General features: G+C 68.0%; 17 protein-coding genes. 12 read left to right on the top strand and 5 right to left on the bottom strand.

Annotated features, from left to right (window positions below; genetic code table 11):
* Positions 1–20 precede the first annotated feature (20 nt).
* Genes AB0J95_RS30585 through AB0J95_RS30575 form a run of 3 tightly spaced genes read left to right on the top strand, consistent with a single transcriptional unit; the run spans position 21 to position 3,215 of the window.
* Positions 21–998, top strand: coding sequence for an OB-fold domain-containing protein (locus AB0J95_RS30585; RefSeq protein WP_364765347.1), 978 nt, complete (start codon positions 21–23; stop codon positions 996–998).
* A 10-nt stretch (positions 999–1,008) separates the two neighbouring features.
* Positions 1,009–2,061, top strand: coding sequence for a thiolase domain-containing protein (locus AB0J95_RS30580; protein WP_364765344.1), 1,053 nt, complete (start codon positions 1,009–1,011; stop codon positions 2,059–2,061).
* Complete coding sequence (locus tag AB0J95_RS30575) at positions 2,061–3,215, top strand: thiolase domain-containing protein (protein ID WP_364765341.1); 1,155 nt, start codon at positions 2,061–2,063, stop codon at positions 3,213–3,215. The genes AB0J95_RS30580 and AB0J95_RS30575 overlap by 1 nt, the downstream gene beginning before the upstream one ends.
* 56 nt (positions 3,216–3,271) lie before the next feature.
* Here AB0J95_RS30575 and AB0J95_RS30570 read toward each other — a convergent pair whose 3' ends face one another.
* The gene (locus AB0J95_RS30570; protein ID WP_364765338.1) at positions 3,272–4,495 is read right to left on the bottom strand and encodes a cytochrome P450; all 1,224 of its coding nucleotides are present in this window, start codon (positions 4,493–4,495) and stop codon (positions 3,272–3,274) included.
* A gap of 162 nt (positions 4,496–4,657) precedes the next feature.
* Here AB0J95_RS30570 and AB0J95_RS30565 point away from each other — a divergent pair, with 162 nt between their 5' ends.
* The gene (locus AB0J95_RS30565) at positions 4,658–5,776 is read left to right on the top strand and encodes a steroid 3-ketoacyl-CoA thiolase (RefSeq protein WP_364765335.1); all 1,119 of its coding nucleotides are present in this window, start codon (positions 4,658–4,660) and stop codon (positions 5,774–5,776) included.
* Between the two features lie 53 nt (positions 5,777–5,829).
* On the opposite strand, the gene AB0J95_RS30560 is transcribed toward AB0J95_RS30565, so the two are convergent.
* Both AB0J95_RS30560 and AB0J95_RS30555 read right to left on the bottom strand, forming a co-directional pair.
* Complete coding sequence (locus AB0J95_RS30560; RefSeq protein WP_364765332.1) at positions 5,830–6,735, bottom strand: SDR family oxidoreductase; 906 nt, start codon at positions 6,733–6,735, stop codon at positions 5,830–5,832.
* A complete protein-coding gene (locus AB0J95_RS30555; protein ID WP_364765329.1) occupies positions 6,728–7,474 on the bottom strand; it encodes an SDR family oxidoreductase in 747 nt (248 codons plus the stop codon). Before AB0J95_RS30555 ends, AB0J95_RS30560 begins: the two co-directional genes overlap by 8 nt.
* 71 nt (positions 7,475–7,545) lie before the next feature.
* On the opposite strand from AB0J95_RS30555, the gene AB0J95_RS30550 reads away from it, so the two are divergent.
* The 4 genes from AB0J95_RS30550 to AB0J95_RS30535 are packed head-to-tail and all read left to right on the top strand — an operon-like array spanning position 7,546 to position 10,892.
* The gene (locus tag AB0J95_RS30550) at positions 7,546–8,298 is read left to right on the top strand and encodes an enoyl-CoA hydratase family protein (RefSeq protein WP_364765326.1); all 753 of its coding nucleotides are present in this window, start codon (positions 7,546–7,548) and stop codon (positions 8,296–8,298) included.
* A complete protein-coding gene (locus AB0J95_RS30545; RefSeq protein ID WP_364765323.1) occupies positions 8,291–9,118 on the top strand; it encodes a CoA-transferase in 828 nt (275 codons plus the stop codon). Before AB0J95_RS30550 ends, AB0J95_RS30545 begins: the two co-directional genes overlap by 8 nt.
* A complete protein-coding gene (locus tag AB0J95_RS30540; protein ID WP_364765320.1) occupies positions 9,115–9,825 on the top strand; it encodes a CoA-transferase in 711 nt (236 codons plus the stop codon). Before AB0J95_RS30545 ends, AB0J95_RS30540 begins: the two co-directional genes overlap by 4 nt.
* The gene (locus AB0J95_RS30535; RefSeq protein WP_364765317.1) at positions 9,822–10,892 is read left to right on the top strand and encodes a nitronate monooxygenase; all 1,071 of its coding nucleotides are present in this window, start codon (positions 9,822–9,824) and stop codon (positions 10,890–10,892) included. The genes AB0J95_RS30540 and AB0J95_RS30535 overlap by 4 nt, the downstream gene beginning before the upstream one ends.
* Here the strand turns inward: AB0J95_RS30535 and AB0J95_RS30530 are convergent.
* A complete protein-coding gene (locus tag AB0J95_RS30530) occupies positions 10,837–12,138 on the bottom strand; it encodes a M1 family metallopeptidase (RefSeq protein WP_364765314.1) in 1,302 nt (433 codons plus the stop codon). The genes AB0J95_RS30535 and AB0J95_RS30530 overlap by 56 nt on opposite strands.
* Before the next feature lie 9 nt (positions 12,139–12,147).
* Positions 12,148–15,978 carry a Pls/PosA family non-ribosomal peptide synthetase gene (locus AB0J95_RS30525; RefSeq protein WP_364765501.1) on the bottom strand — a complete coding sequence of 1,277 codons (3,831 nt, stop codon included), beginning with the start codon at positions 15,976–15,978 and terminating at the stop codon, positions 12,148–12,150.
* A 281-nt stretch (positions 15,979–16,259) separates the two neighbouring features.
* Here AB0J95_RS30525 and AB0J95_RS30520 point away from each other — a divergent pair, with 281 nt between their 5' ends.
* The 4 genes from AB0J95_RS30520 to AB0J95_RS30505 all read left to right on the top strand — a co-directional run bounded on the left by AB0J95_RS30520 (position 16,260) and on the right by AB0J95_RS30505 (position 21,032).
* On the top strand, positions 16,260–18,254 hold the full coding sequence (locus AB0J95_RS30520) for an NPCBM/NEW2 domain-containing protein (RefSeq protein ID WP_364765311.1): 1,995 nt from the start codon (positions 16,260–16,262) through the stop codon (positions 18,252–18,254).
* Between the two features lie 123 nt (positions 18,255–18,377).
* The gene (locus AB0J95_RS30515) at positions 18,378–19,379 is read left to right on the top strand and encodes a glycosyltransferase family 2 protein (RefSeq protein WP_364765308.1); all 1,002 of its coding nucleotides are present in this window, start codon (positions 18,378–18,380) and stop codon (positions 19,377–19,379) included.
* Positions 19,376–19,810, top strand: coding sequence for a GtrA family protein (locus AB0J95_RS30510; RefSeq protein ID WP_364765305.1), 435 nt, complete (start codon positions 19,376–19,378; stop codon positions 19,808–19,810). Before AB0J95_RS30515 ends, AB0J95_RS30510 begins: the two co-directional genes overlap by 4 nt.
* A complete protein-coding gene (locus AB0J95_RS30505) occupies positions 19,803–21,032 on the top strand; it encodes a mannosyltransferase family protein (RefSeq protein WP_364765302.1) in 1,230 nt (409 codons plus the stop codon). The genes AB0J95_RS30510 and AB0J95_RS30505 overlap by 8 nt, the downstream gene beginning before the upstream one ends.
* Positions 21,033–21,213: the final 181 nt, after the last annotated feature.

Here is a 21,213-nt window from a genome sequence, read left to right as displayed (position 1 = left end):
CACGCCCAGTTGCCGGTCAGATGAGAACATGTTTCACTCACCTTGTGACGTCGCTCAGCGCACCCCTCAACCTCGCGTTCGACTACACCCGCTCGCTCGGCCCGGTCCTGGGCAGGTTCATGACCGGCCTGCGCGAGCGCCGGATCGAGGGCATCCGCGGCACGGACGGCCGCGTGCACGTCCCGCCGGTCGAGTTCGACCCGGTCACCGCGCGACGCCTGACCGAGTGGGTTCCGGTGTCCACCGCGGGCACGGTCACGACGTGGTCGTGGGTGTCCGAGCCGGACGAGGGCCAGCCGCTGAACCGGCCGTTCGCGTGGGCGTTGATCAAGCTCGACGGCGCCGACACCGCGCTGCTGCACGCCGTTGACGTGGCTTCGCCGGACGACATGTCGACCGGGATGCGCGTACGGGTCAGGTGGGCCGCGGAACCGGTCGGCAGCATCCACGACATCGCGTGCTTCGAGCCCGGTGAGGCCGGGGAAGACCCCGCGGCGCAAGGCGAACCAGTCGCTGAGCCGATCAGCATGGCCATCACGCCAGTGCGGCTGAACTACATGCACTCGGCGTCGCCGGAGGAGAGCAAGTACCTGCGCGGCCTGGCCGAGGGCCGGCTGCTCGGCCAGCGTTGCCCGGCCTGCCAGAAGGTCTACATCCCGCCGCGCGGCTCGTGCCCGACCGACGGTGTGCCCACAGTGGACGAGATCGAACTGCCGGACCGGGGCACGGTAACGACTTTCTGCATCGTGAACGTCCCGTTCTTCGGCCAGCGGCTCACTCCGCCCTACGTGGCCGCGTACATCCTGCTCGACGGCGCCGACATCGCGTTCCAGCACCTGGTCCTCGGCTGCGACGCCAGCGAGGTGCGGATGGGCATGCGGGTGAAGGCGCACTGGCGGCCGCGCGACCAGTGGACCACGTCCCTGGAGAACATCGACCATTTCGAGCCTTCCGGCGAGCCGGACGCGGCATTCGAGACCTACTCCCAGCACCTGTGAGGACACCCCGGTGAGAGACGTAGCGGTCGTAGGATTCGCCCAGGCCCCAGCGGTCCGGCAGACACACGGCACCACCAACGGTGTCGAGATGCTGGTGCCGGTGTTCCGCGAGGTGTTCGACAGCGTGGGACTGTCGAAGGGTGACATCGGGTTCTGGTGCTCGGGCTCGTCGGACTACGTTGCCGGGCGGGCGTTCTCGTTCATCGCGGCGGTCGACGCGATCGGCGCGTTCCCGCCGATCAACGAGTCACACGTGGAGTCGGACGCGGCCTGGGCGCTGTACGAGGCATGGGTCAAGATCCAGACCGGCGAGGTGGACACCGCGCTGGTGTACGGCTTCGGCAAGTCCTCGGCGGGCAAGCTGCGCCGGGTGATGACCATGCAGCTGGACCCGTACACCGTCGGTCCACTGTGGCCGGACTCGTTGGGCATCGCGGGTTTGCAGGCCCGCGCCGGGCTGGACCAGGGGGCCTGGACCGAGGAGGAGATGGCCGCGGTCGCCGTCCGGAGCCGGACCGATGCTCTGGACAACCCCCTGGCACAGCTCAAAGGCTCGGACTCGGCGGAGTCCTTGCTGCAACAGCCCTACATCGCCAACCCGTTGCGGAAACACGACTGTGCGCCGATCACCGATGGCGCCGCGGCGATCATCCTCGCGGCCGGAGATCGGGCGCGGGAGCTGCGGTCCCGGCCGGCGTGGATCACCGGGATCGCGCACCGGATCGACTCCGCCAACCTCGGCGGGCGCGACCTGACCAAGTCACCGTCCACAGTGGCCGCCGCGCGTGACGCGGGGTTCTCCCATGTGGATGTTGCCGAGCTGCACGCTCCCTTCACGCACCAGGAACTTCTGTTGCGCAAGGAGCTTTCGCTGAACGGAACCCGGATCAACCCGTCCGGCGGGCCGCTGTGCGGGAACCCGATGTTCGCGGCGGGACTGATCCGGATCGGTGAGGCCGCCCGGCAGGTCTGGGACGGCAACGCCGATAGCGCGCTGGCGCACGCTACGAGCGGGCCCGCGCTGCAACAGAACCTGGTGTGCGTGATGGAGGGACGCGACTGATGGCCGGACAGCTGGCCGCGGTGATCGGCACCGGGCAGACGGACCACACCGCCAAACGACTCGACGTGTCCATGGCCGGGCTCTGCCGCGAGGCGGTGGACCGGGCCCTGGCGGACGCCAATGTGGACTGGCCGGACATCGACGCGGTGGTGGTCGGCAAGGCGCCGGACATGTTCGAAGGCGTGATGATGCCCGAACTGTTCCTCGCCGACGCCTTGGGCGCCAACGGAAAGCCGCTGCTGCGCGTGCACACCGCCGGTTCCGTCGGTGGGTCAACCGCGAACGTCGCCGCCAGCCTGGTCCAGGGTGGCGTGCACAAACGCGTACTGGCCATAGCTTTCGAGAAGCAGTCCGAGTCGAACGCCATGTGGGCCCTGTCGATCCCCACCCCGTTCGTCATGCCTGTCCACGCGGGTGCGGGCGGCTACTTCGCGCCGCACGTCCGTTCCTACATCCGGCGCTCCGGCGCGCCCACGCACGTCGGCGCCATGGTGGCCGCGAAGGACCGCCGCAACGGCGCACTCAACCCCCACGCGCACCTGAAACAGCCTGATATCACGGTGGAATCGGTGCAGGCATCCAAGATGCTGTGGGACCCGATCCGCTACGACGAGACGTGTCCCTCCTCCGACGGCGCCTGCGCGGTCGTCATCGCGGACAGCTCGACCGCGGGCGAGGGCGCCGCCTGGATCACCGCTACCGCGATGCGGACGGAGCCAACGACCTTCGCCGGCCGCGACCAGGTGAACCCCCAGGCGGGCCGTGACGCGGCGGCGGCTTTGTGGCGCCGCGCAGGCATTTCCGACCCGCTCGCCGAGGTCGACGTGGCGGAGATCTACGTCCCCTTCAGCTGGTTCGAACCAATGTGGCTGGAGAACCTGGGCTTCATGCCGCTGGGCGAAGGCTGGAAGCTCACCGAGTCGGGCGAAACCGAGATCGGCGGCACCCTCCCGGTCAACCCCAGCGGCGGCGTGCTGTCCTCCAACCCCATCGGCGCCTCCGGCATGATCCGCTTCGCCGAGGCCGCCATGCAGGTCATGCACCGCGCCGGCGCCCACCAGGTCCCCGACGCCCGCACCGCGATGGGCCACGCCTACGGCGGCGGCAGCCAGTACTTCGCGATGTGGACGGTCAGCTCCATCAAACCCTCATAGCCCCAACGAAGAGAACCCCGGCAGCGCGGCGCTGCCGGGGTTCTCTTCTGGCCGGGCTACGAGTACGTGACCTGGTATGACTTGATCCCGTTCAGCCAGCCCGAGCGGAGTCGTTGCGGGCTCACGGCTTCGGCGATGTTGGGCATGTGGTCGGCGATGGCGTTGAAGATCAGGTCGATCTCCAGGCGGGCGAGGTTGGCGCCGATGCAGTAGTGCGCGCCGGTACCGCCGAAACCCAGGTGGGGGTTGGGATCCCGGCCGATGTCGAACTGCTCCGGCCGGTCGAAGACGGTCGGGTCGAAGTTCGCCGAGCTGTAGTACATCCCGACTCGTTGGCCCTGCTTGATCTCCACGCCCGCCAGTTCGGTGTCCTTGAGCGCGGTCCGCTGGAACACCATGACCGGTGTCGACCACCGGACGATCTCGTCGGCCGCGGTCTGCGGGCGTTCGGCCTTGAACCGTTCCCACTGCTCGGGGTGCTGCAGGAACGCGTGCATGCCATGGGTGATCGCGTTGCGCGTGGTCTCGTTGCCCGCCACCGCGAGCAGGAGCACGAAGAAGCCGAACTCCTCGGAGGTCAGGTCCTCGCCGTCGATGTTCGCGTTCACCAGCGTGGTCACGATGTCGTGCGCCGGGCAGCGTTTGCGGTCCTCGGCCATGTGCCAGGCGTAGCCGAGCAGCTCGGCGGACGCCAGCTCCGGTTGGGACGCCTCGGGATCGTCGTACGAGATCATCCGGTTCGACCAGTCGAACAGCTTGTGCCGGTCGTCCTGCGGCACGCCCAGCAGTTCGGCGATCGCCTGCAGGGGCAGTTCACAGGCGACATCCGTGACGAAGTCGCCGGTCCCCTCGGTCGCCGCGGTCTTCACGATCCGTTCGGCGCGGTCGGCCAGCGCGTCGCGGAGACTGTTGATGGCACGCGGGGTGAAGCCCCGCGCGATGATGGCGCGCACCTTGGTGTGCTGCGGCGGATCCATGTTGAGCATGATCAGCCGCTGTGCCTCGATCTTCTCCCGGGTGATGTCCGGGCCGAACCGGATGATCGCCGTGTTCTCCCGGCTGGAGAACACCTCCGAGTTCCGGGAGACCTCCTTGACGTCCTGGTGCCGCGTGACCACCCAGTAGCCGTCGTCGTCGAACCCACAGTCCCGTTTCGGCGTCGCGTTCCACCACACGGGCGCGGAACGGCGCAGTTCGGCGAACTCCTCGAGCGGCAGTCTGGTGGCGTACACGTCCGGGTCGGTGAAGTCGAAGCCTTCGGGGATCCTGGGCTGGGCCACAGTTGCCTCCTACGTTGCCCCCACGACCTTGTGGAACACGTTCTACAGGCGATTCAAGCATACAGTGTTAACTGAACGGAAGACCTGGCGCGACTTTAAGCTTGCCCGATACAAGAACATGTTCTATTTTTTGATCATCGTCTTGCGCGGGAGGAGCATCGTGTGCCCAGACCGGTGATTGTGGAAGCGGTACGGACCCCGATCGGCAAGCGTGGCGGCTGGCTGTCCGGTCTACATGCGGCGGAACTGCTCGGCGCGGCCCAGCGTGCCGTGGTGGAGCGGTCCGGCATAGACCCCCATCTGGTCGAACAGGTCGCCGGCGGCTGCGTCACCCAAGCGGGTGAGCAGTCGAACAACATCACCCGCACGGGTTGGTTGCACGCGGGGCTGCCAGAGAGCACCGGGTGCATGACGGTGGACTGCCAGTGCGGCTCGGCGCAACAGTCGATCCACCTCATCGCGGGACTGATCAGCGCCGGTGCGATCGACGTCGGGATCGGCTGCGGCGTCGAGGCGATGAGCCGCGTTCCCTTGGGCGCCAACAGAGGCACGGACGCGGGCAGCCCGCGACCCGCATCGTGGGACATCGACCTGCCGAACCAGTACATGGCCGCCGAACGCATCGCGACCCGCCGCGGCCTGACCCGCACGATGGTCGACGAGTTCGGCGTCCTGTCCCAGGCCAAAGCCAAACACGCCTGGGAAAACGGCCACTTCGACACCCAAGTGGTGTCGGTGGCGGGCGTCACCCGCGACCAGGGCCTCCGCGACACCACGCTGGAAGGCCTGTCCGCGCTCAAACCCGTTATGGAAGAAGGAGTTCACACCGCGGGTACGTCCTCGCAGATCTCCGACGGCGCCGCCGCGGTGATGTTGATGGACGAGGACCGCGCCCACGTACTGGGCTTGCGAGCACGTGCTCGCATAGTCGCCCAATGCCTGGTAGGCGCGGAGCCGTACTACCACCTCGACGGCCCGGTGCAGGCAACCCAACGCGTCCTCGACCGCAGCGGCATGAAGATCGGCGACCTCGACCTGTTCGAGGTCAACGAGGCGTTCGCCTCCGTCGTCCTGTCCTGGATCAGCGTGCACAACCCCGAAATCGACCGCGTCAACGTCAACGGCGGCGCCATCGCCCTCGGCCACCCCGTCGGCAGCACCGGCGCCCGCCTGATCACCACCGCCCTGCACGAACTCGAACGCCGCGACGCCACCTTCGCCCTCATCACCATGTGCGCAGGCGGAGCCCTAGCCACGGCCACAATCATCGAGCGCCTATAACACCGACTCGCGCTCAACTGACCCCGCGCAACCCACAGACTCGGACCGCTCAGTTAAGCGCCGTAGACGGGCATCGGCTCCGCCGCCTGCGACAGCAGGTCCTTCACGACGGGACCCAGCTCAGCCGGTTCCCACCGGGACCCCTTGTCCCGCACGGGCCCCGGCCGCCACCCGTCCGAAACGCAAACCCGCCCACCGTCCACTTCGAACATCCGCCCGGTGACCTCCCGCGACTCAACGCTCCCCAGCCACACCACAAGCGGCGAAACGTTCTCGGGCGCCATGGTGTCAAACCCGTCGGCCGGCGCCGCCATGGTCTCCGCGAACGCCCCTTCGGTCATGCGGGTTCGGGCCGCTGGTGCGATGGCGTTGACGGTCACGCCGTAGCGCGCGAACTCGGCGGCTGCCACGAGGGTCAGGCCGGCGATGCCTGCCTTCGCCGCGGAGTAGTTGCCCTGCCCCACACTTCCCTGCAGCCCGGCGCCCGAACTGGTGTTGATCACCCTCGCGTCCACCGTGCCGCCGGACTTCGTTACGCCCCGCCAGTACGCGGCGGCGTGGCGCATGGGGGCGAAGTGCCCCTTGAGGTGCACGCGGATCACGGCGTCCCACTCGTCCTCGCTGAGGTTCACCAACATCCGGTCGCGCAGGAACCCGGCGTTGTTGACCAACACGTCGAGGCGCCCAAATGCCTCCACCGCGGTGGACACCAAATCGGCGGCGCCCTCCCATGAAGCCACGTCGGAGAAGCAGGCCACGGCAGACCCGCCGAACGACTCGATCTCGGCGACAACCTCGGCGGCAGGCCCGGAAGAAGCACCCGTCCCGTCGAGCGAAACGCCGTAGTCGTTCACCACGACCGAAGCGCCCTCGCGGGCAAAAGCCAGCGCGTGCGCACGGCCGAGGCCACGCGCCGCGCCGGTGACGATGACGACGCGCCCGGCGCAGAGGTCACCCATCTTCCCTCCCTGCATTGAGGTAGGCGGGCACTTCACCCCCGCCGTGCACGATCAAGGTGGATCCGCTGACGTACGAGGCCATCGGCGAGGCCAGGAACACCGCGCACGAGCCGATCTCCTCCGGTTGCGCCAACCGTCCCAAGGGGACAGTCTTGGCCACCTCGTCGAGGTGGGGATTGTGGATTCCCACTCGGTCGGTCAGCACCATGCCCACGCCGAGCGAGTTCACCCGCACCTTCGGCGCCCACTCCACCGCCAGCGAACCGGCGAGGTTGTTCAGGCCCGCCTTGGCCGCCGCGTAGGCCGCTGTGGTGGGCGATGGGCGGGAGCCGCAGATGCTGCTGATCATGATGATCGAGCCGCCGCTCTCCTGCTTCTGCATCACCGCGTTCGCCCGTTGGGAGACAAGCAAAGGCGCCAGCAGGTTCAGCCCGACGATGCCCGCGTGAAACCTCGGCGACACCGTGGCGGCGTCGACCGGCGGCGAACCGCCCGCGTTGTTCACCACGACGTCCAGCCGGCCGTGCCGGGCGGCGATCTCGTCGATCAGCGCGTCCACCTGCTCGGTGTCCCGCACGTCACACTGGATGAACTCGGCGCCGATGTCCGTTTCCGGTTCGTGCCGCGCACAGATGACGACCTTCGCACCCTCGGCCTGAAACGCCTTGGTGATGCCCAGGCCGACGCCCCGCCCACCACCGGTGACCAGTACGACCGAGTCCCGCAGCCCCAGGTCCAACCTTTCCTCCTGGTGATGTCCACCGAGCCCTGATAACGTACCAAGCAATCGCTAGGTTAGGAAGAACGCCCATGGGGATCAGCACCGGCCGGGCGAGACCCGGCGTCACCCAGGTAACCCTGGACTTCCCGCCGGTCAACGCACCCCCGGTGCAAGGGTGGTTCGACCTGGCCTCGACGATAACGCAGGCGGGCGAGGACCCGGACACCCATGTGGTGATCCTTCGCGCCGAGGGCAGGGGTTTCTGCGCGGGCGTGGACATCAAGGAGATGCAGCGCACGACCGGGCACACCGCGCTGATCGGCGCGAACCGCGGCTGCGCGGCCGCGTTCGCCGCGGTGTACGACTGCGCGGTGCCGGTAATCGCAGCGGTACAAGGGTTCTGCCTCGGCGGTGGCGTGGGACTCGTCGGCAACAGCGATATCGTGATCGCGGCCGAGGATGCCTACTTTGGACTGCCCGAAGTGGACAGAGGCGCGCTCGGCGCGGCCACCCACCTCGCGCGGCTGGTCCCCCAGCACCTGATGCGCACCTTGTACTACACCGCCCGCAACATCGAGGCCCAGCAACTGCTGCAGCACGGCTCGGTCTACCAGGTGGTGCCCCGCGACGAGCTCGACGCCGCCGCGCTGGCGCTGGCCGAGGAGATCGCGGCCAAGGACACCCGGGTCATCCGCCGCGCCAAGGAGGCGATCAACGGCATCGACCCGCAGCACGTGCACCGCAGTTACCGGTACGAACAGGGCTTCACGTTCGAGCTCAACCTCACCGGGGCGTCCGACGAGGCCAGGGACGCGTTCGTCAACGGGAGCAGGAATGCGTGACAAGCGGATGACCGCCGACGAGGTGGTGGCCGAGCTGTCCGACGGGATGACCCTCGGCATCGGCGGCTGGGGCTCGCGGCGCAAACCGATGGCCCTGGTCCGGGCCATCCTCGACTCGCCGCTCACCGACTTGACGGTCGTGTCCTACGGCGGCCCCGATGTCGGGCTGCTGGCCGCGGCGGGCAAGATCCGCAGGCTGGTCTTCGGCTTCGTCTCGCTCGACACCGTCGCATACGACCCGCATTTCCAACGTATCCGACAGGTGTACAAGCTGGATACAACCGAGCTGGACGAGGGCATGCTGCAGACCGGCCTGCGGGCCGCGGGCCACCGGCTGCCGTTCCTGCCCACCCGCGCGGGCCTGGGCAGCGCCGTCCTCACGCTCAACCCGGAGATCAAGACCATCCGCGACCCCTACCAGGACGAGGAACTGGTCGCGATGCCCGCGATCCACCTCGACGCGGCGATCGTGCACATGAACCGCGCGGACAAACACGGCAACGCCCAGTACCTCGGCCCCGACCCGTACTTCGACGATTTGTTCTGTACGGCGGCACAACGGCGGTATGTCAGCACCGAGAAGATCGTCGACGACCTGGACGGGCCGGTCCAGACCCTGCTGCTCAACCGGATGATGGTCGACGGCGTCGTGGAGACCCCGAACGGCGCGCACTTCACCAGCTGCGTCCCGGACTACCCGCGCGACGAGAACTTCCAGCGCCTGTACGCCGCCACCGAGTGGGACGCCTTCCGGGACCGGTTCCTCAGCCGCGGCGAGCGGGGCTACCACCGGGCGGTCGACGAATGGAGGGCCGAATGAGCGCGACCCGCGCCGAGATCTGCGTCGCCGCGTGCGCCGACCTGTTCGCCGGCGACGGCGAGATCCTGGCCAGCCCGATGGGCCTGATCCCGCAGCTCGGCGCCCGTCTGGCCCGGCTCACCAGGGAACCCGACCTGCTGTTGTCCGACGGCGAGGCCTACCTGCAGGACCCGGACGGCAAGATCGAGGGCTGGCTGCCATACCGCAAGGTCTTCGACGTGGTGGCCAACGGGAAGCGCCACGTTGTGATGGGCGCCAACCAGATCGACCGTTACGGCAACCAGAACATCTCGGCCATCGGCGACCACGCCCAACCCACCCGCCAGCTCCTCGGCGTGCGCGGCGCCCCTGGCAACACCGCTAACCACAAGACGAGCTACTGGGTTCCCCGGCACAGCAAGCGGGTCTTCGTCGACGCGGTCGACGTGGTCTCCGGAGTGGGCTACAACAACGCGAAAGGCCCGTTCCACAACGTGCATCGCGTGGTGAGCAACCTCGGCGTGTTCGACTTCGGCGGCCCGGACCGTTGTATGCGCGTTGTATACATCCATCCGGATGTCGGTATACAAGATGTATACGAGCAGACCGGGTTCGAGCTGCACAGCGACGAGCCGGAGATCACCCGGGAACCGGACGAGCGCGAGCTGGAGCTGATCAGGACCGTCCTGGACCCGGGCGGCCGGCGCGATCGCGAGGTCAAGGCGTGAGGACCGCGCTCACCGAGCTGGTCGGCGTCGAACATCCGGTGGTGCAGACCGGAATGGGCTGGGTCGCCGGACCGAGGCTGGTCGCGGGCACCGCCGAAGCGGGCGGCCTGGGCATCCTCGCCTCCGCGACGATGACCTTCGAGCAGCTGGAAAAGGCCATCGCCGAGACGAAAAGCCGTACCAGCAAACCGTTCGGCGTCAACCTGCGGGCCGACGCGATGGATGCCGAACAGCGGATCGACCTGCTGATCGCCGAGCAGATCCGGGTGGCCTCGTTCGCGAGAGCCCCCAAGAGCGACCTGATCGCCAAGCTCAAGAACGCCGGAATCGTTGTCATGCCGTCGATCGGCGCGGTCCGGCACGCGGAGAAGGTCGCCGCGTGGGGCGCGGACGTGGTGATCGCCCAAGGCGCGGAAGCGGGCGGCCACACCGGATCCGTCGCCTCGACGCTGCTCATCCCGTCCGTTGTGGACGCTGTCGGCATCCCGGTCATCGCCGCGGGTGGGTTCTTCGACGGCCGAGGCCTCGCGGCCGCCCTGTCCTACGGCGCCGCGGGCATCGCGATGGGCACGAGGTTCTTGCTCACCAAGGAAAGCACCGTCCCGGACGAGGTCAAGAAGCTCTACCTGGACCGCGGCCTGGACGGCACGGTCGTCACCAAACGCGTGGATGGCGTGCCACACAGGGTGTTGCGCACCGAGCTGGTCGAGAAGCTCGAACGGTCCGGCATCAAGAGCCTGCTGGCGGCCGTCGCCAACGCGGCCCGGTTCAAGAAGCTCAGCGGCCTGTCCTGGACGACGATGCTGCGCGAAGGCCGGTCGATGGGCAAGGAGATGTCGCTGTCCCAGGTGGTCATGGCGGCCAACACGCCGATGTTGTTGCGCGCCGGGCTGGTCGAGGGCCGCACGGACGCCGGTGTGCTGGCGGCCGGTCAGGTGGTCGGGATGCTCGACGACCTGCCCACCTGCGCGGAGCTGATCCACGGGATCGTCGGCCAGGCCACCGAGATCCTCACGCGCCTGCCGAAGGAAGTTCAGGCAGACGCGTCTGGTACAGCCACGCCGTGAACAGGTCGGCCAGCGGCCGCGGGGAATGCTTCTGCGCCAACGTGGTGAACGCCTCGGTGGTCACCGTCGCGTACTTGTTGACCGAGGTCCACTCGCGCAGCATCGCGAAGAACTCGGCCTCGCCGATGTGCGACCGTAAGGCGTGCACGGCAAGCGCGCCCCGCTGGTACACGCGGTCGTCGAACATCCGTTGCACACCAGGGTCGGCGAGCACGAGGTCCTGCGGCAGCTTCGCCAGCTTGAGCCACGCTATCCGGGCCAGCGCGTCCGCCGTCCGGCCGCCGGAAGCCTGTGACCACAACCATTCCGAGTAGGTCGCCAGGCCTTCGTTGAGCCAGATGTGCCGCCAGTCGGCGACTGTCAGGCTGTTGCCGAACCATTGGTGCGCCAGCTCGTGCGCCACCAGGTTCTCCGAGCCGCGCCTGCCGTCGACGTGGTTGGCGCCGAAGATGGACAGGCTCTGCGCCTCGATCGGGATGTCCAGCTCGTCATCGGTGACCACGACGGTGTACGAGCCGAACGGGTACGGCCCGAACATCCGCTCGAACGCCACGATCATCTCGGTCTGCCGGCCGAAGTCGTAAGCGAACCGGTCAGCCAGCCGGGCAGGGCGCACGGCCCGCACCGGCACGACCTCGTCCGCCCGCTCCACGGACTCGTACCGTCCGATTTGGACGGTCGCGAGGTAGGGCGCCATCGGCTCGGGCTGCGAGTACACCCACGTCGTCGTGCTCGCGCCGACCCGGCCGTCGACCAGGTTGCCGTTCGCGACCACCTGGTACGGCGAGGCGGTGGTGACCGAGATCCGGTAGGTCGCCTTGTCGCTCGGGTGGTCGTTGCACGGGAACCAGGACGGCGCGCCGACCGGCTGGCTGGCCACCAGCACGCCGTCGGTCAGGTGGTCCCAGCCCAGCTCGCCCCAGTGCGGGCTGCGGATCGGCTCCGGGTTGCCGACGTACCGCACCTCCACGGTGAACCTGCGGCCCGCGGCGATCTTGACCGGCGGCTGCACGGTGAGCTTGTGCCCGCGGTGGGCGAACCGGGTGGCCTTGCCGTTCACCAGGACCCGGCCGACCCGGAAGGTGCCCAGGTCCAGGGTGAACCTGGCCAGCGTCTCGCGGGCCACCGCGGTGATCTTGGCGCGCCCGTCCAGCCGTCCCGCGCCGACCCGGTAGTCCAGCTCCAGGTCGTAGTGTTCGGCGTGGTAGCGGGGGTCACCGTGGTCCGGCAGGTACGGATCGATCACTGCCTCACGCTAGCGTCTCGTCCACGCGCTGATCGGGTTGCCCAGCCACCTGGTGTCAGCTGGGACACCTTCGCCGCGCATGACCAGCGACGCCGGGCCGATCGTGGTGCGCGCGCCGATCTTGGCGCCCGGCAGCACGATGCCGTGCGGGCCCAGGGTCGAGCCGTCGTCCATGATCACCTCGGACATGCTCATGATCCGGTCGTGGAACAGGTGCGTCTGCAGCACACAGCCCCGGTTCACGCTCACGCCGTCGCCCAGCGAGACCAGGTCGGCCTCGGGCAGCCAGTAGGTGTCGAGGTAGACGCCCTTGCCGATGCGCGCGCCCATCGTGCGCAGCCAGGTGGTCAGCACCGGCGTGCCGAGCGACGGGCTGACCAGCCACGGCCCGGCGAGCACCTCGACGAACGTGTCGGCCAGTTCGTTGCGCCAGACGAACGAGCTCCACAGGGGATGCTCCACCGCCTTGAACCTGCCTACCAGTACCCACTTCGCGACAGTAGTGACAGCAGACGCGATTAGTCCCGCGCCGAACAACACAGCGCCGGAGAGCAACGCGGCGACCGCGAACCCGAACCGGGACGCGAGCGCCTCGAACCCACCGAGCACCAGCACGGCCAGCGCGACCGACGCCATCACCGGGATGACCCGGCAGATCTCCACCAGCGCCCGCGCCCACACGAGGTGCTTCGGCGGTTCGAAGGTGCGGCTCGAGTCGGCGTCGTTGGCGGTCCGGCGCAGCTTCATCGGCGGCATGCCCAGGTAGGACGACCCGGCCTTGGCCCGCTTCGGCGCCTCGGACAGCACGCCGACCAGGCCACCGTTGGGCACCGCGCGGCCGGGCGCGGTCATCCCGGAGTTGCCCAGGAACGCACGCTTGCCGACCCGGGCCTCGCCGACCCGGACCCATCCGCCGGACAGCTCGTAAGTCGCCACCATCGTGTCATCGGCCAGGAAGGCGCCGTCACCGATGGTGGTCATCTTCGGGATCGCCAGCACAGTCGAAGCCTCGACGCGACGGCCGACCTTGGCACCCAGCAGCCGCAGCCACACCGCGGTGAACAGGCTGGAGTACATCGGGAACAGCAGGATCCGGGACAGATCCATCAGCCGCTCGGTCGCCCACGCCTGCCAGCCGATCCGGCTGTGCACGGGGTGGTGTCCGGCGCGTAGGCCGATCCCGAGCAACCGCACGGACAGCAGGATCAACAGCGCGAAGCCGGCCATAGCAGTCACCGTCGCCAACGGCACTGCCCACAGCACACTCGTGAACCCACGGGGCACGGCGTCGGCCAGGATCAACAGGCCGGGGACCGCGCCGAGGATTGGGAACAGGCCCATGACCAGCGAGGTCAGCCCGTAGGTGAGCGCCCAGCGCAGCTTGCGCGGCGCCTTGGCCGAGGGCCACGAGCGGTGCGGCTTGCCGGAGCGCACCGCGGGAGCACCGGCCCACCGCTGACCTGGGCGAACAGCGCCCATGACGGCCGAACCGGGAGCGACCTCGGCGCGCTTGCCGACGCGAGCGCCCGGCAACAGCGTGCTGCGCGCGCCGATGGTGGCGCTCGCGCCGATCCGGATCTTGCCGATGTGCAGCAGGTCGCCGTCCATCCAGTACCCGGTCAGGTCGACCTCTGGCTCGACCGCGGCGCCCTTGCCGAGTTTCAGCATGCCGGTGATCGGCGGCAGCGAGTGCAGGTCGGCGTCCTTGCCGATCTTCGCCCCGAGCGCCTTGGCGTAGTACGTGATCCACGGGGCGCCGGACAGGTTGGACACGCCCGTCATCGCCGCGACCCGCTCGGCCGTCCACAGTCGCAAGTGGACACCGCTGCCGCGCTTGTAGGTACCCGGCTTGAGACCCTTGAGCAGCAGGCGTGCGGTCCCGGCGGCCAGGCCGAGCCGCCCGGCGGGACTGACGAACAGCAGCCAGCCGAGGCCGACCAGCCACCACGAGATGGCCGGGCCGAACGCGAAGATGTTGTTGATCGCGGCCAGCGCGACCATCCAGCGCAGGCCGGCCAGGGTCAACAGCGGCACCATCAGCGCGGTCTGGGTCAGTGCCGCCAGCCGCGGCATGGGCTCGATCGTGCGGCTCGTTGTCTGTGCGTCCGCCAGCTCGTCGATGCGTTTGACCAGCTGGCCGAGCTTCGAGTTCTGGTAGACGTCGCTGACCGACAGCCCTGGGTACCGGCGGCGCACCAGCGACACCAGCTGGGCCGCGCCCAGGCTGCTGCCGCCACGGGCGAAGAAGTCCTCGTTGAGGTTGTCCACGCCGATGCCGAGGACCTCGGTCCACAGCTCGGCCAGCCAGCCCGCGGTCCCGCTGAGCTCGCTTGACACGGTCGTCAGCGGCCACGGCAGTGCGGCGCGGTCGACCTTGCCTGACGTGCGCGTCGGCAGCGTGTCGACAACGGCCAACAACGGCACCAACGCGGCTGGTAGGGCTGCGCGCAACTGCTCCAGCGCGGCAGCCTCGTCAAAGGCAGTGCCAATGCTCGATTCTGCAAGCAAATCTTCGGCTGCCACGACGTAGCCGACGAGGACCTGGTTACCGGCCTTCGACTTCTTCACCGCGGCGGCTGCGCCGGCGACCCCGGGGAGAGCCTGCAGCGCGGCGTCGACCTCGCCCAGCTCGATCCGCCGGCCACCGAGTTTGACCTGCTCATCGCCGCGGCCGACGAACAGCAGGCCCTCCGGCTCGGCCTTGACGATGTCACCGCTGCGGTACGCACGCTCCCAGCCGAGCGACTCCAGCGGCGCGAACTTCTGGGCGTCCTTCTCGGCGTCGAGGTAGCGGGCCAGGCCCACGCCGCCGATGACCAGCTCACCGGTCTCGCCCATCGGCACCGGGTTGCCCTGCGGGTCGACCACCGCGAGGTCCCAGCCATCGAGCGGCAGGCCGATCCGGACCGGACCCTCACCGGTCATCTGCGCGGCACACGCGACGACCGTGGCCTCGGTCGGGCCGTAGGTGTTCCACACCTCGCGGCCCTCGACCGCGAGCCGTTCGGCCAGCTCGGGCGGGCAGGCCTCGCCGCCGAAGATCAGCAGCCGGACCTCGTCCAGCGCCTCGACCGGCCACAACGCGGCCAGCGTCGGGACGGTGGACACGATGGTGATCTCCTTCTGCAGCAGCCACGGGCCGAGGTCCATGCCGGTGCGCACGAGGGCGCGGGGTGCGGGCACCAGGCAGGCGCCGTGCCGCCAGGCCAGCCACATCTCCTCGCAGGACGCGTCGAACGCGACCGACAGGCCGGCGAGCACGCGGTCACCCGGTCCCATCGGCTCTTCCTGCAGGAACAGGCGCGCTTCGGCGTCGACGAAGGCGGCGGCGCTGCGGTGGCTGACCGCTACCCCCTTCGGCGTGCCGGTCGACCCGGAGGTGAAGATGATCCACGCGTCCCCGTCGGCACTGGGACCAACACCACAGCGCATCGGCGGACCCAGCGGTCGCAGTTCACCCTGCGAGCCGATGACCATGCAGACACCGGCCTCGGCCCAGACCAGCTCAGCGCGCTCGTCAGGGTCGTCGGCGTCAACAGGGACGTACGCGGCGCCGACGGCGAGCACGGCGAGGATCGACAGGTACAGCTCGGCGGTGCCGGACTCGACCCGGATGCCCACGCGGTCGCCGATGCCGACGCCCTCACCAGCGAGGATGTCGCGGCGAGCCTCCACCTCGGCCATCAGCTGACGGTAGGTCAGCACAGCAGTGCCGTCGTCCAGGGCGGGCGCGTTGGGGTGCTGTCTCGCGGTCGCGGACAGGATGTCCACGAGCGTGCGTTCCGGTGGCGTGCTGCCGCCAGAGAACAGCACCGAAGACCTGCTGGCAGGGTCGAGCATTGGCGCGGCGGGGGCCTCAACCGTTCCCGAATCGATCAACAAAGGACCTTCGTCCAGGACGGTCAACCGTGCTCCCTACCTCGCGTTTTCTGGCCAGCCGAAAACGATAACGAGTAGGTGAACAAACCGCCAACTTATGTGGCCAGTCTCCCAGGCGTGTCGCACAGACCTCCGATGATCATGTAGCGGGGTCTTGACACAGCGTGGGCGTAATCGATTACATCATGGTGTTCCCTGCTGATTTCTGTTCGATTCTGTTGGACATACGACGATGAGGTCCGATGTTTAACCGTCTCCGCGCAGTGACTGCCGCGTTATGCCTGGTCACGGCGGGTCTGGCGAGCGCGCCGCCCGCATCCGCCTCGGTCTCCCCCGGCGACGGGCTGGCCCTGACCCCGCCGATGGGCTTCAACAACTGGAACTCCACCCACTGCGGCGCCGAGTTCAACGAGGCGATGGTCAAGGGCATCGCGGACATCTTCGTGGCCCGCGGCCTCAAGGACGCCGGCTACCAGTACGTCAACCTGGACGACTGCTGGGCGCTGCCCCAGCGCAACGCCGCCGGTGACCTCGTCCCCGACCCCGTCCGGTTTCCCAACGGCATCAAGGCCGTTGCCGACTACGTCCACTCGAAGGGCCTCAAGTTCGGCATCTACACCAGCGCGGGCACGAAAACCTGCAACACAGCGGGCTTCCCGGGCGGTCTGGGCCACGAACAGCAGGACGCCAACCTGTTCGCGTCCTTCGGTGTCGACTACCTGAAGTACGACAACTGCAACAACCAGAACGTCGACGCGAAACTGCGGTACACGACCATGCGGGACGCCCTGCGCAACACCGGGCGGCCGATCGTGTTCTCGCTGTGCGAGTGGGGTCAGAACAAGCCGTGGGAATGGGCCTCGGACGTCGGCCACCTGTGGCGCACGACCGGTGACATCGGCGACAACTACACGAGCATGCTCAACATCGCCAAGAAGAACTGGGTGCTGTCCGACTTCGCCGGTCCCGGCCACTGGAACGACCCGGACATGCTCGAGGTCGGCAACGGCGGCATGACGGACACCGAGTACCGTTCGCACTTCGGGCTCTGGGCGATCATGGCAGCGCCCCTGCTCATCGGCACGGACCTCCGCAAAGCCACCCCGGCCACCTTCGACATCCTGGAAAACCGCGAGGTCATCGCCGTCGACCAGGACCCGCTCGGTGTGCAGGGCAAGCTTGTCAAGTCTTCTGGCGGCCTGAACGTGCTGGTCAAGCCGCTGAAGAACGGCGACAAAGCGGTACTGCTGTTCAACGAGGGTGAGACCACCGGACGGGCCGTGACCTCGGCCGCCGAACTGGGCCTGTCGCGGTCACCCGGGTACCGCATGCGTGACCTGTGGACACACCAGGACTGGCAGACCGCGAACACCATCGCGGCCACCCTGCCGCCCCACGGCAGTGCCATGTTCCGCGTCAGCGCCGACCGCAACTGGGCCACGTACCCGCCTGCCATCGACGCGGGTGCGATCATCCAGACGTCGTACCCAGGCGCTCTCCCGATCGTCACTCCGGGAACCACCACGTCGGTGACCACTTCGGTCACCAACAACGGCAGGCTGCCCGCCTTGTCGGTGGAGTCCACGTTGACCGGTCCCGGGTGGACGGTCCAGCCCGAGTCGCCGACCTCCGCCGTGCTGCTGCGGACCGACCAGTCGTTGAGTACGAAGTGGACAGTTCAGGTGCCGCCCGGCCTGAGCCCCGGCAAGTACGTCCTCACCGGCAAAGCCACCTATCAGCCAGGCAATGTCGTGCTGCCGTACAACCTTGAGGTCGTCGTTCCCGGCGCACCACCGGCAGCGCCCGCGTTCCTGAGCGACGTGAAGTGGTTGCGCGCGGCCAACGGCTACGGGCCTGTAGAACTCGACCGCAGCAACGGTGAGTCCAAAGCGGGCGACGGGCACGTCATCACCATCAATGGCGTCACCTACGCCAAGGGACTCGGCGCCCACGCCCCTGGCGTCATCGAGTACTACACGGCAGGCCGCTGCACCTCCGTCACCGCCGACGTGGGCGTCGACGACGAGAAGGGCAACAACGGCACCGTGACCTTCGAGGTCTGGGCCGACGGCACCAAGGTCGCCGACAGCGGCATCCTGACCAACCTGATGCCCGCCAAGCCCCTTCAGGCCGACGTCACCGGCGCCACCCTCGTGCGCCTGATCACCACCGACGCCGGCGACGGCAACAACAGCGACCACGCCGACTGGGCGAACGCGCACATCACTTGTAACTAATCGGACAACGGATCACGGCCCTCGTACGTCTTGAGATCGGAGGAGAGACACGCAACGGTGCCATGCCGTCCGGCGACTACCCGGTGTGCTGGGTAATGTGCCGGACGGCTGGGGCCGGAGATCTTGGGGGCCACGATCGACGCGACACCAGCCGGACCGCGCCGCACGGTCACGTACGTCTTCCCGGTGTACAACGAGGCGGAGAACCTGCGGCTGCTGCACGCGAGCGTGCTGGCGGTGACCGAGCCGCTGGCGTGCCGCTACGACTTCGGGTTCATCTACGTCGACGACGGCAGCACCGACGAGTCCGCCCAGGTCCTGGCGGACATCGCCGGGACCGACGAGCGCGTGACGGTGATCGAGCTGTCCCGCAACTTCGGCCACCAGGTGGCCGTCACCGCCGGGCTGGACCTGGCCGACGCGGACGCGGTCATCGTGATGGACAGCGACCTGCAGGACCCGCCGCCGGTGAGCGCGGAGCTGCTGGCTCAATGGGAACTGGGCTATGACGTCGTCTACGCCCAGCGCCGCTCCCGTCAGGACCCGGCGTTCAAGAAGCTCAGCGCCCGCGCCTTCTACTGGGTGCTGCAGAAGGTCGCGTCGGTGGACATCCCGCGCGACGCGGGCGACTTCCGGCTGCTGGACCGGAAAGTGGTCGACGAGCTGCGGAAGTTCCGGGAGCGGGACCGGTTCCTGCGCGGCCTGATCAGCTATGTCGGGTTCCGCCAGACCGCGGTTCAGTTCGACCGGCACGAACGGCACGCCGGCCGCACGAGCTACTCGATGAAGAAGATGATGCGGCTGGCCGCCGACGGGATCATGGGGTTCTCCGTCGCGCCGCTGAAGCTGATCAGCCGGATGGGGTACTTCATCTCGTTCCTGAGCTTCCTGGGGATCCTGTACACGCTCGGGGTGAAGGTGTTCGCGCCGGAGACGGCGGTGCCGGGCTGGGCGTTCATCACCATCGGCCTGTTCTTCCTCGGCGGCATCCAGATCACCATGCTGGGCGTGCTGGGCAGCTACATCGGCCGCACCTACGCGCAGTCGCAGGGACGACCGCTCTACACCGTCGCAGCCGTGCGCACGGGATCACCGGACCGGGACATGGAGAGTCGAACACGATGAAGGTCATCAGCGCCGAACAGCTCAGGTTCGGCATCGTCGGCGTCGCCAACACGGCGGTCGACCTGATCACCTACACCGTGCTGCGGCAGGCCGGGCTGAACATCATCCTGGCCAACCTGATCTCCACGTCGGCGGGCATGGCGCTGAGCTTCACGCTGAACCGCAACTTCACCTTCCGCGCCAAGGCGGGCAACGCCAAGACCCAGGCGGTGCTGTTCTTCCTGGTCACCGCGACCGGGCTGTGGCTGGTCCAGCCGCTGATGATCTCCCTGTTCAGCGGCATGTTCACCGGCCTGACCGGCACGCTGGCCATCGCCGCGCCCAAGCTCGCGGGTCTCGGCTTCAACCTGGTGTGGAACTACACGCTGTACAGCAAGGTCGTCTTCCGGCACCGCGCCCCGGATGAGGCCAAGGAAACCGCCGATGACTGAGACCATCGAGCGGCCCGAGGCCGGGTCGCGCTGGCAGCGAGTGGCGGCGTCGGAGTGGACCAGGACGTTCGCGATGGTGGCCGCGTTCCACTTCGTCCTGACCGTGGTAGCGGTGCTGTTCCAACGCTCCTACCCCACCGAGATCGGTTACCCCAAGGACATCATCGGCCCGGACCCGACCTGGCTGTCGCACACGTTCCGCTGGGACTCCGCGCACTACTACGGAATCCTCGAAGGCAGCTACGAAAACCCCGAGGAACCGGCGTTCTACCCGTTGTTCCCCGTCGTCGTCTGGCTGGTGCGGACGCTCAGTTTCAACAGCCTGCCGCTGATCACCGCCGGGTTCCTGGTCAACGTCGTGGCTTCGTGGTTCGCCGCGACCGCGCTGCTCAAGATCGCGCGGACGTTCCTGTCCAGCACGTGGGGCCCCTGGCTGGCGGTCACCGCGTTCCTCACCGCGCCGACCGCGTACTTCCTGCACGGCTTCTACAGCGAGTCCCTGTTCTGCGCCTTGGGGTTCTGGGCGTACCTGTTCGCGTTGCGCCGGCAGTGGCACCTGATGGGCGCGTGCCTCATCCCGCTCACCGCCATCCGGATCACGTCCGTGTTGTTCGTCGGCCTGTGCCTGCTGGAGTTCTTCCGAGCGCAGGACTGGCAGTGGCGGAAGCTGTTGTCCTGGAACATTTTGTGGTTCCCGGCCGCGTTCATCGGGCTGGAAGCCTATGCGCTGTACCTGAAACTGAAGCACGGCGACGCCCTCGCCATGTTCCACGCCTACGACCTGCACCAGTCGTGGCCGTACCACGTGTTCAACCTCGACTTCCCGGGCACGATCTGGCATGCGGTCACCGCGGCGGTCGAGGCGGTGTTCGCCACGAAACCGCCGGACAACTGGACTCTGGTCAGCACCATCATCCCGGTGCTGGCGCTGGTCGTCCTCGCGCTCGCCGCCGGCTACGTGCTGAGGGTCTATCGCGGTGCCGGGATCCCGTTGGCGGTCTTCGGGTTCGTGTCGATCGTGATGTTCACGTTGAACAGCAACGTGGTGTCGGTGCACCGCTACGTGCTGCCGTGCCTCGTCGTCTACATCGCGATGGCCCGGCTCGCCCAGGGTGGTATCCGGCTGAGCGGCAAACCCGCAGTTTACGGCTTGATCCTTTCGCACACGGTGCTGATGGCATTCTTGTATTCGCTCTTCATCGCCGGCAAGTGGTCGGGCTGAACGGACCCCGCACCCACGGGGGATACGACGGCGGAGTACGCTACGCCCTCGTTTCGATGAAATGTGTTGCCGGAGTTCGATCATTCTTGTAACCGCGAGCCAGGTCGTTCGCCAACGACCGCAAAATGATTACGTCGAATGGCCGAAGCCCATTGGCCACATTGGTGAATGGGCAACGCCG

The organism is Actinocrispum sp. NPDC049592 (assembly GCF_040675465.1).
GTDB lineage: Bacteria > Actinomycetota > Actinomycetes > Mycobacteriales > Pseudonocardiaceae > Kibdelosporangium.
This window is presented reverse-complemented; position numbering and strand designations above follow the sequence as displayed.

Excerpts from the sequence above, each read along its gene's own strand:
- AB0J95_RS30560 (WP_364765332.1), bottom strand. The coding sequence starts at position 6,735 with ATGGGTGACCTCTGCGCCGGGCGCGTCGTCATCGTCACCGGCGCGGCG.
- AB0J95_RS30505 (WP_364765302.1), top strand. The coding sequence starts at position 19,803 with ATGACTGAGACCATCGAGCGGCCCGAGGCCGGGTCGCGCTGGCAGCGA.
- AB0J95_RS30520 (WP_364765311.1), top strand. The coding sequence starts at position 16,260 with ATGTTTAACCGTCTCCGCGCAGTGACTGCCGCGTTATGCCTGGTCACG.
- AB0J95_RS30575 (WP_364765341.1), top strand. The coding sequence starts at position 2,061 with ATGGCCGGACAGCTGGCCGCGGTGATCGGCACCGGGCAGACGGACCAC.
- AB0J95_RS30525 (WP_364765501.1), bottom strand. The coding sequence starts at position 15,978 with ATGCTCGACCCTGCCAGCAGGTCTTCGGTGCTGTTCTCTGGCGGCAGC.
- AB0J95_RS30540 (WP_364765320.1), top strand. The coding sequence starts at position 9,115 with ATGAGCGCGACCCGCGCCGAGATCTGCGTCGCCGCGTGCGCCGACCTG.
- AB0J95_RS30585 (WP_364765347.1), top strand. The coding sequence starts at position 21 with ATGAGAACATGTTTCACTCACCTTGTGACGTCGCTCAGCGCACCCCTC.
- AB0J95_RS30510 (WP_364765305.1), top strand. The coding sequence starts at position 19,376 with ATGAAGGTCATCAGCGCCGAACAGCTCAGGTTCGGCATCGTCGGCGTC.
- AB0J95_RS30545 (WP_364765323.1), top strand. The coding sequence starts at position 8,291 with ATGCGTGACAAGCGGATGACCGCCGACGAGGTGGTGGCCGAGCTGTCC.
- AB0J95_RS30550 (WP_364765326.1), top strand. The coding sequence starts at position 7,546 with ATGGGGATCAGCACCGGCCGGGCGAGACCCGGCGTCACCCAGGTAACC.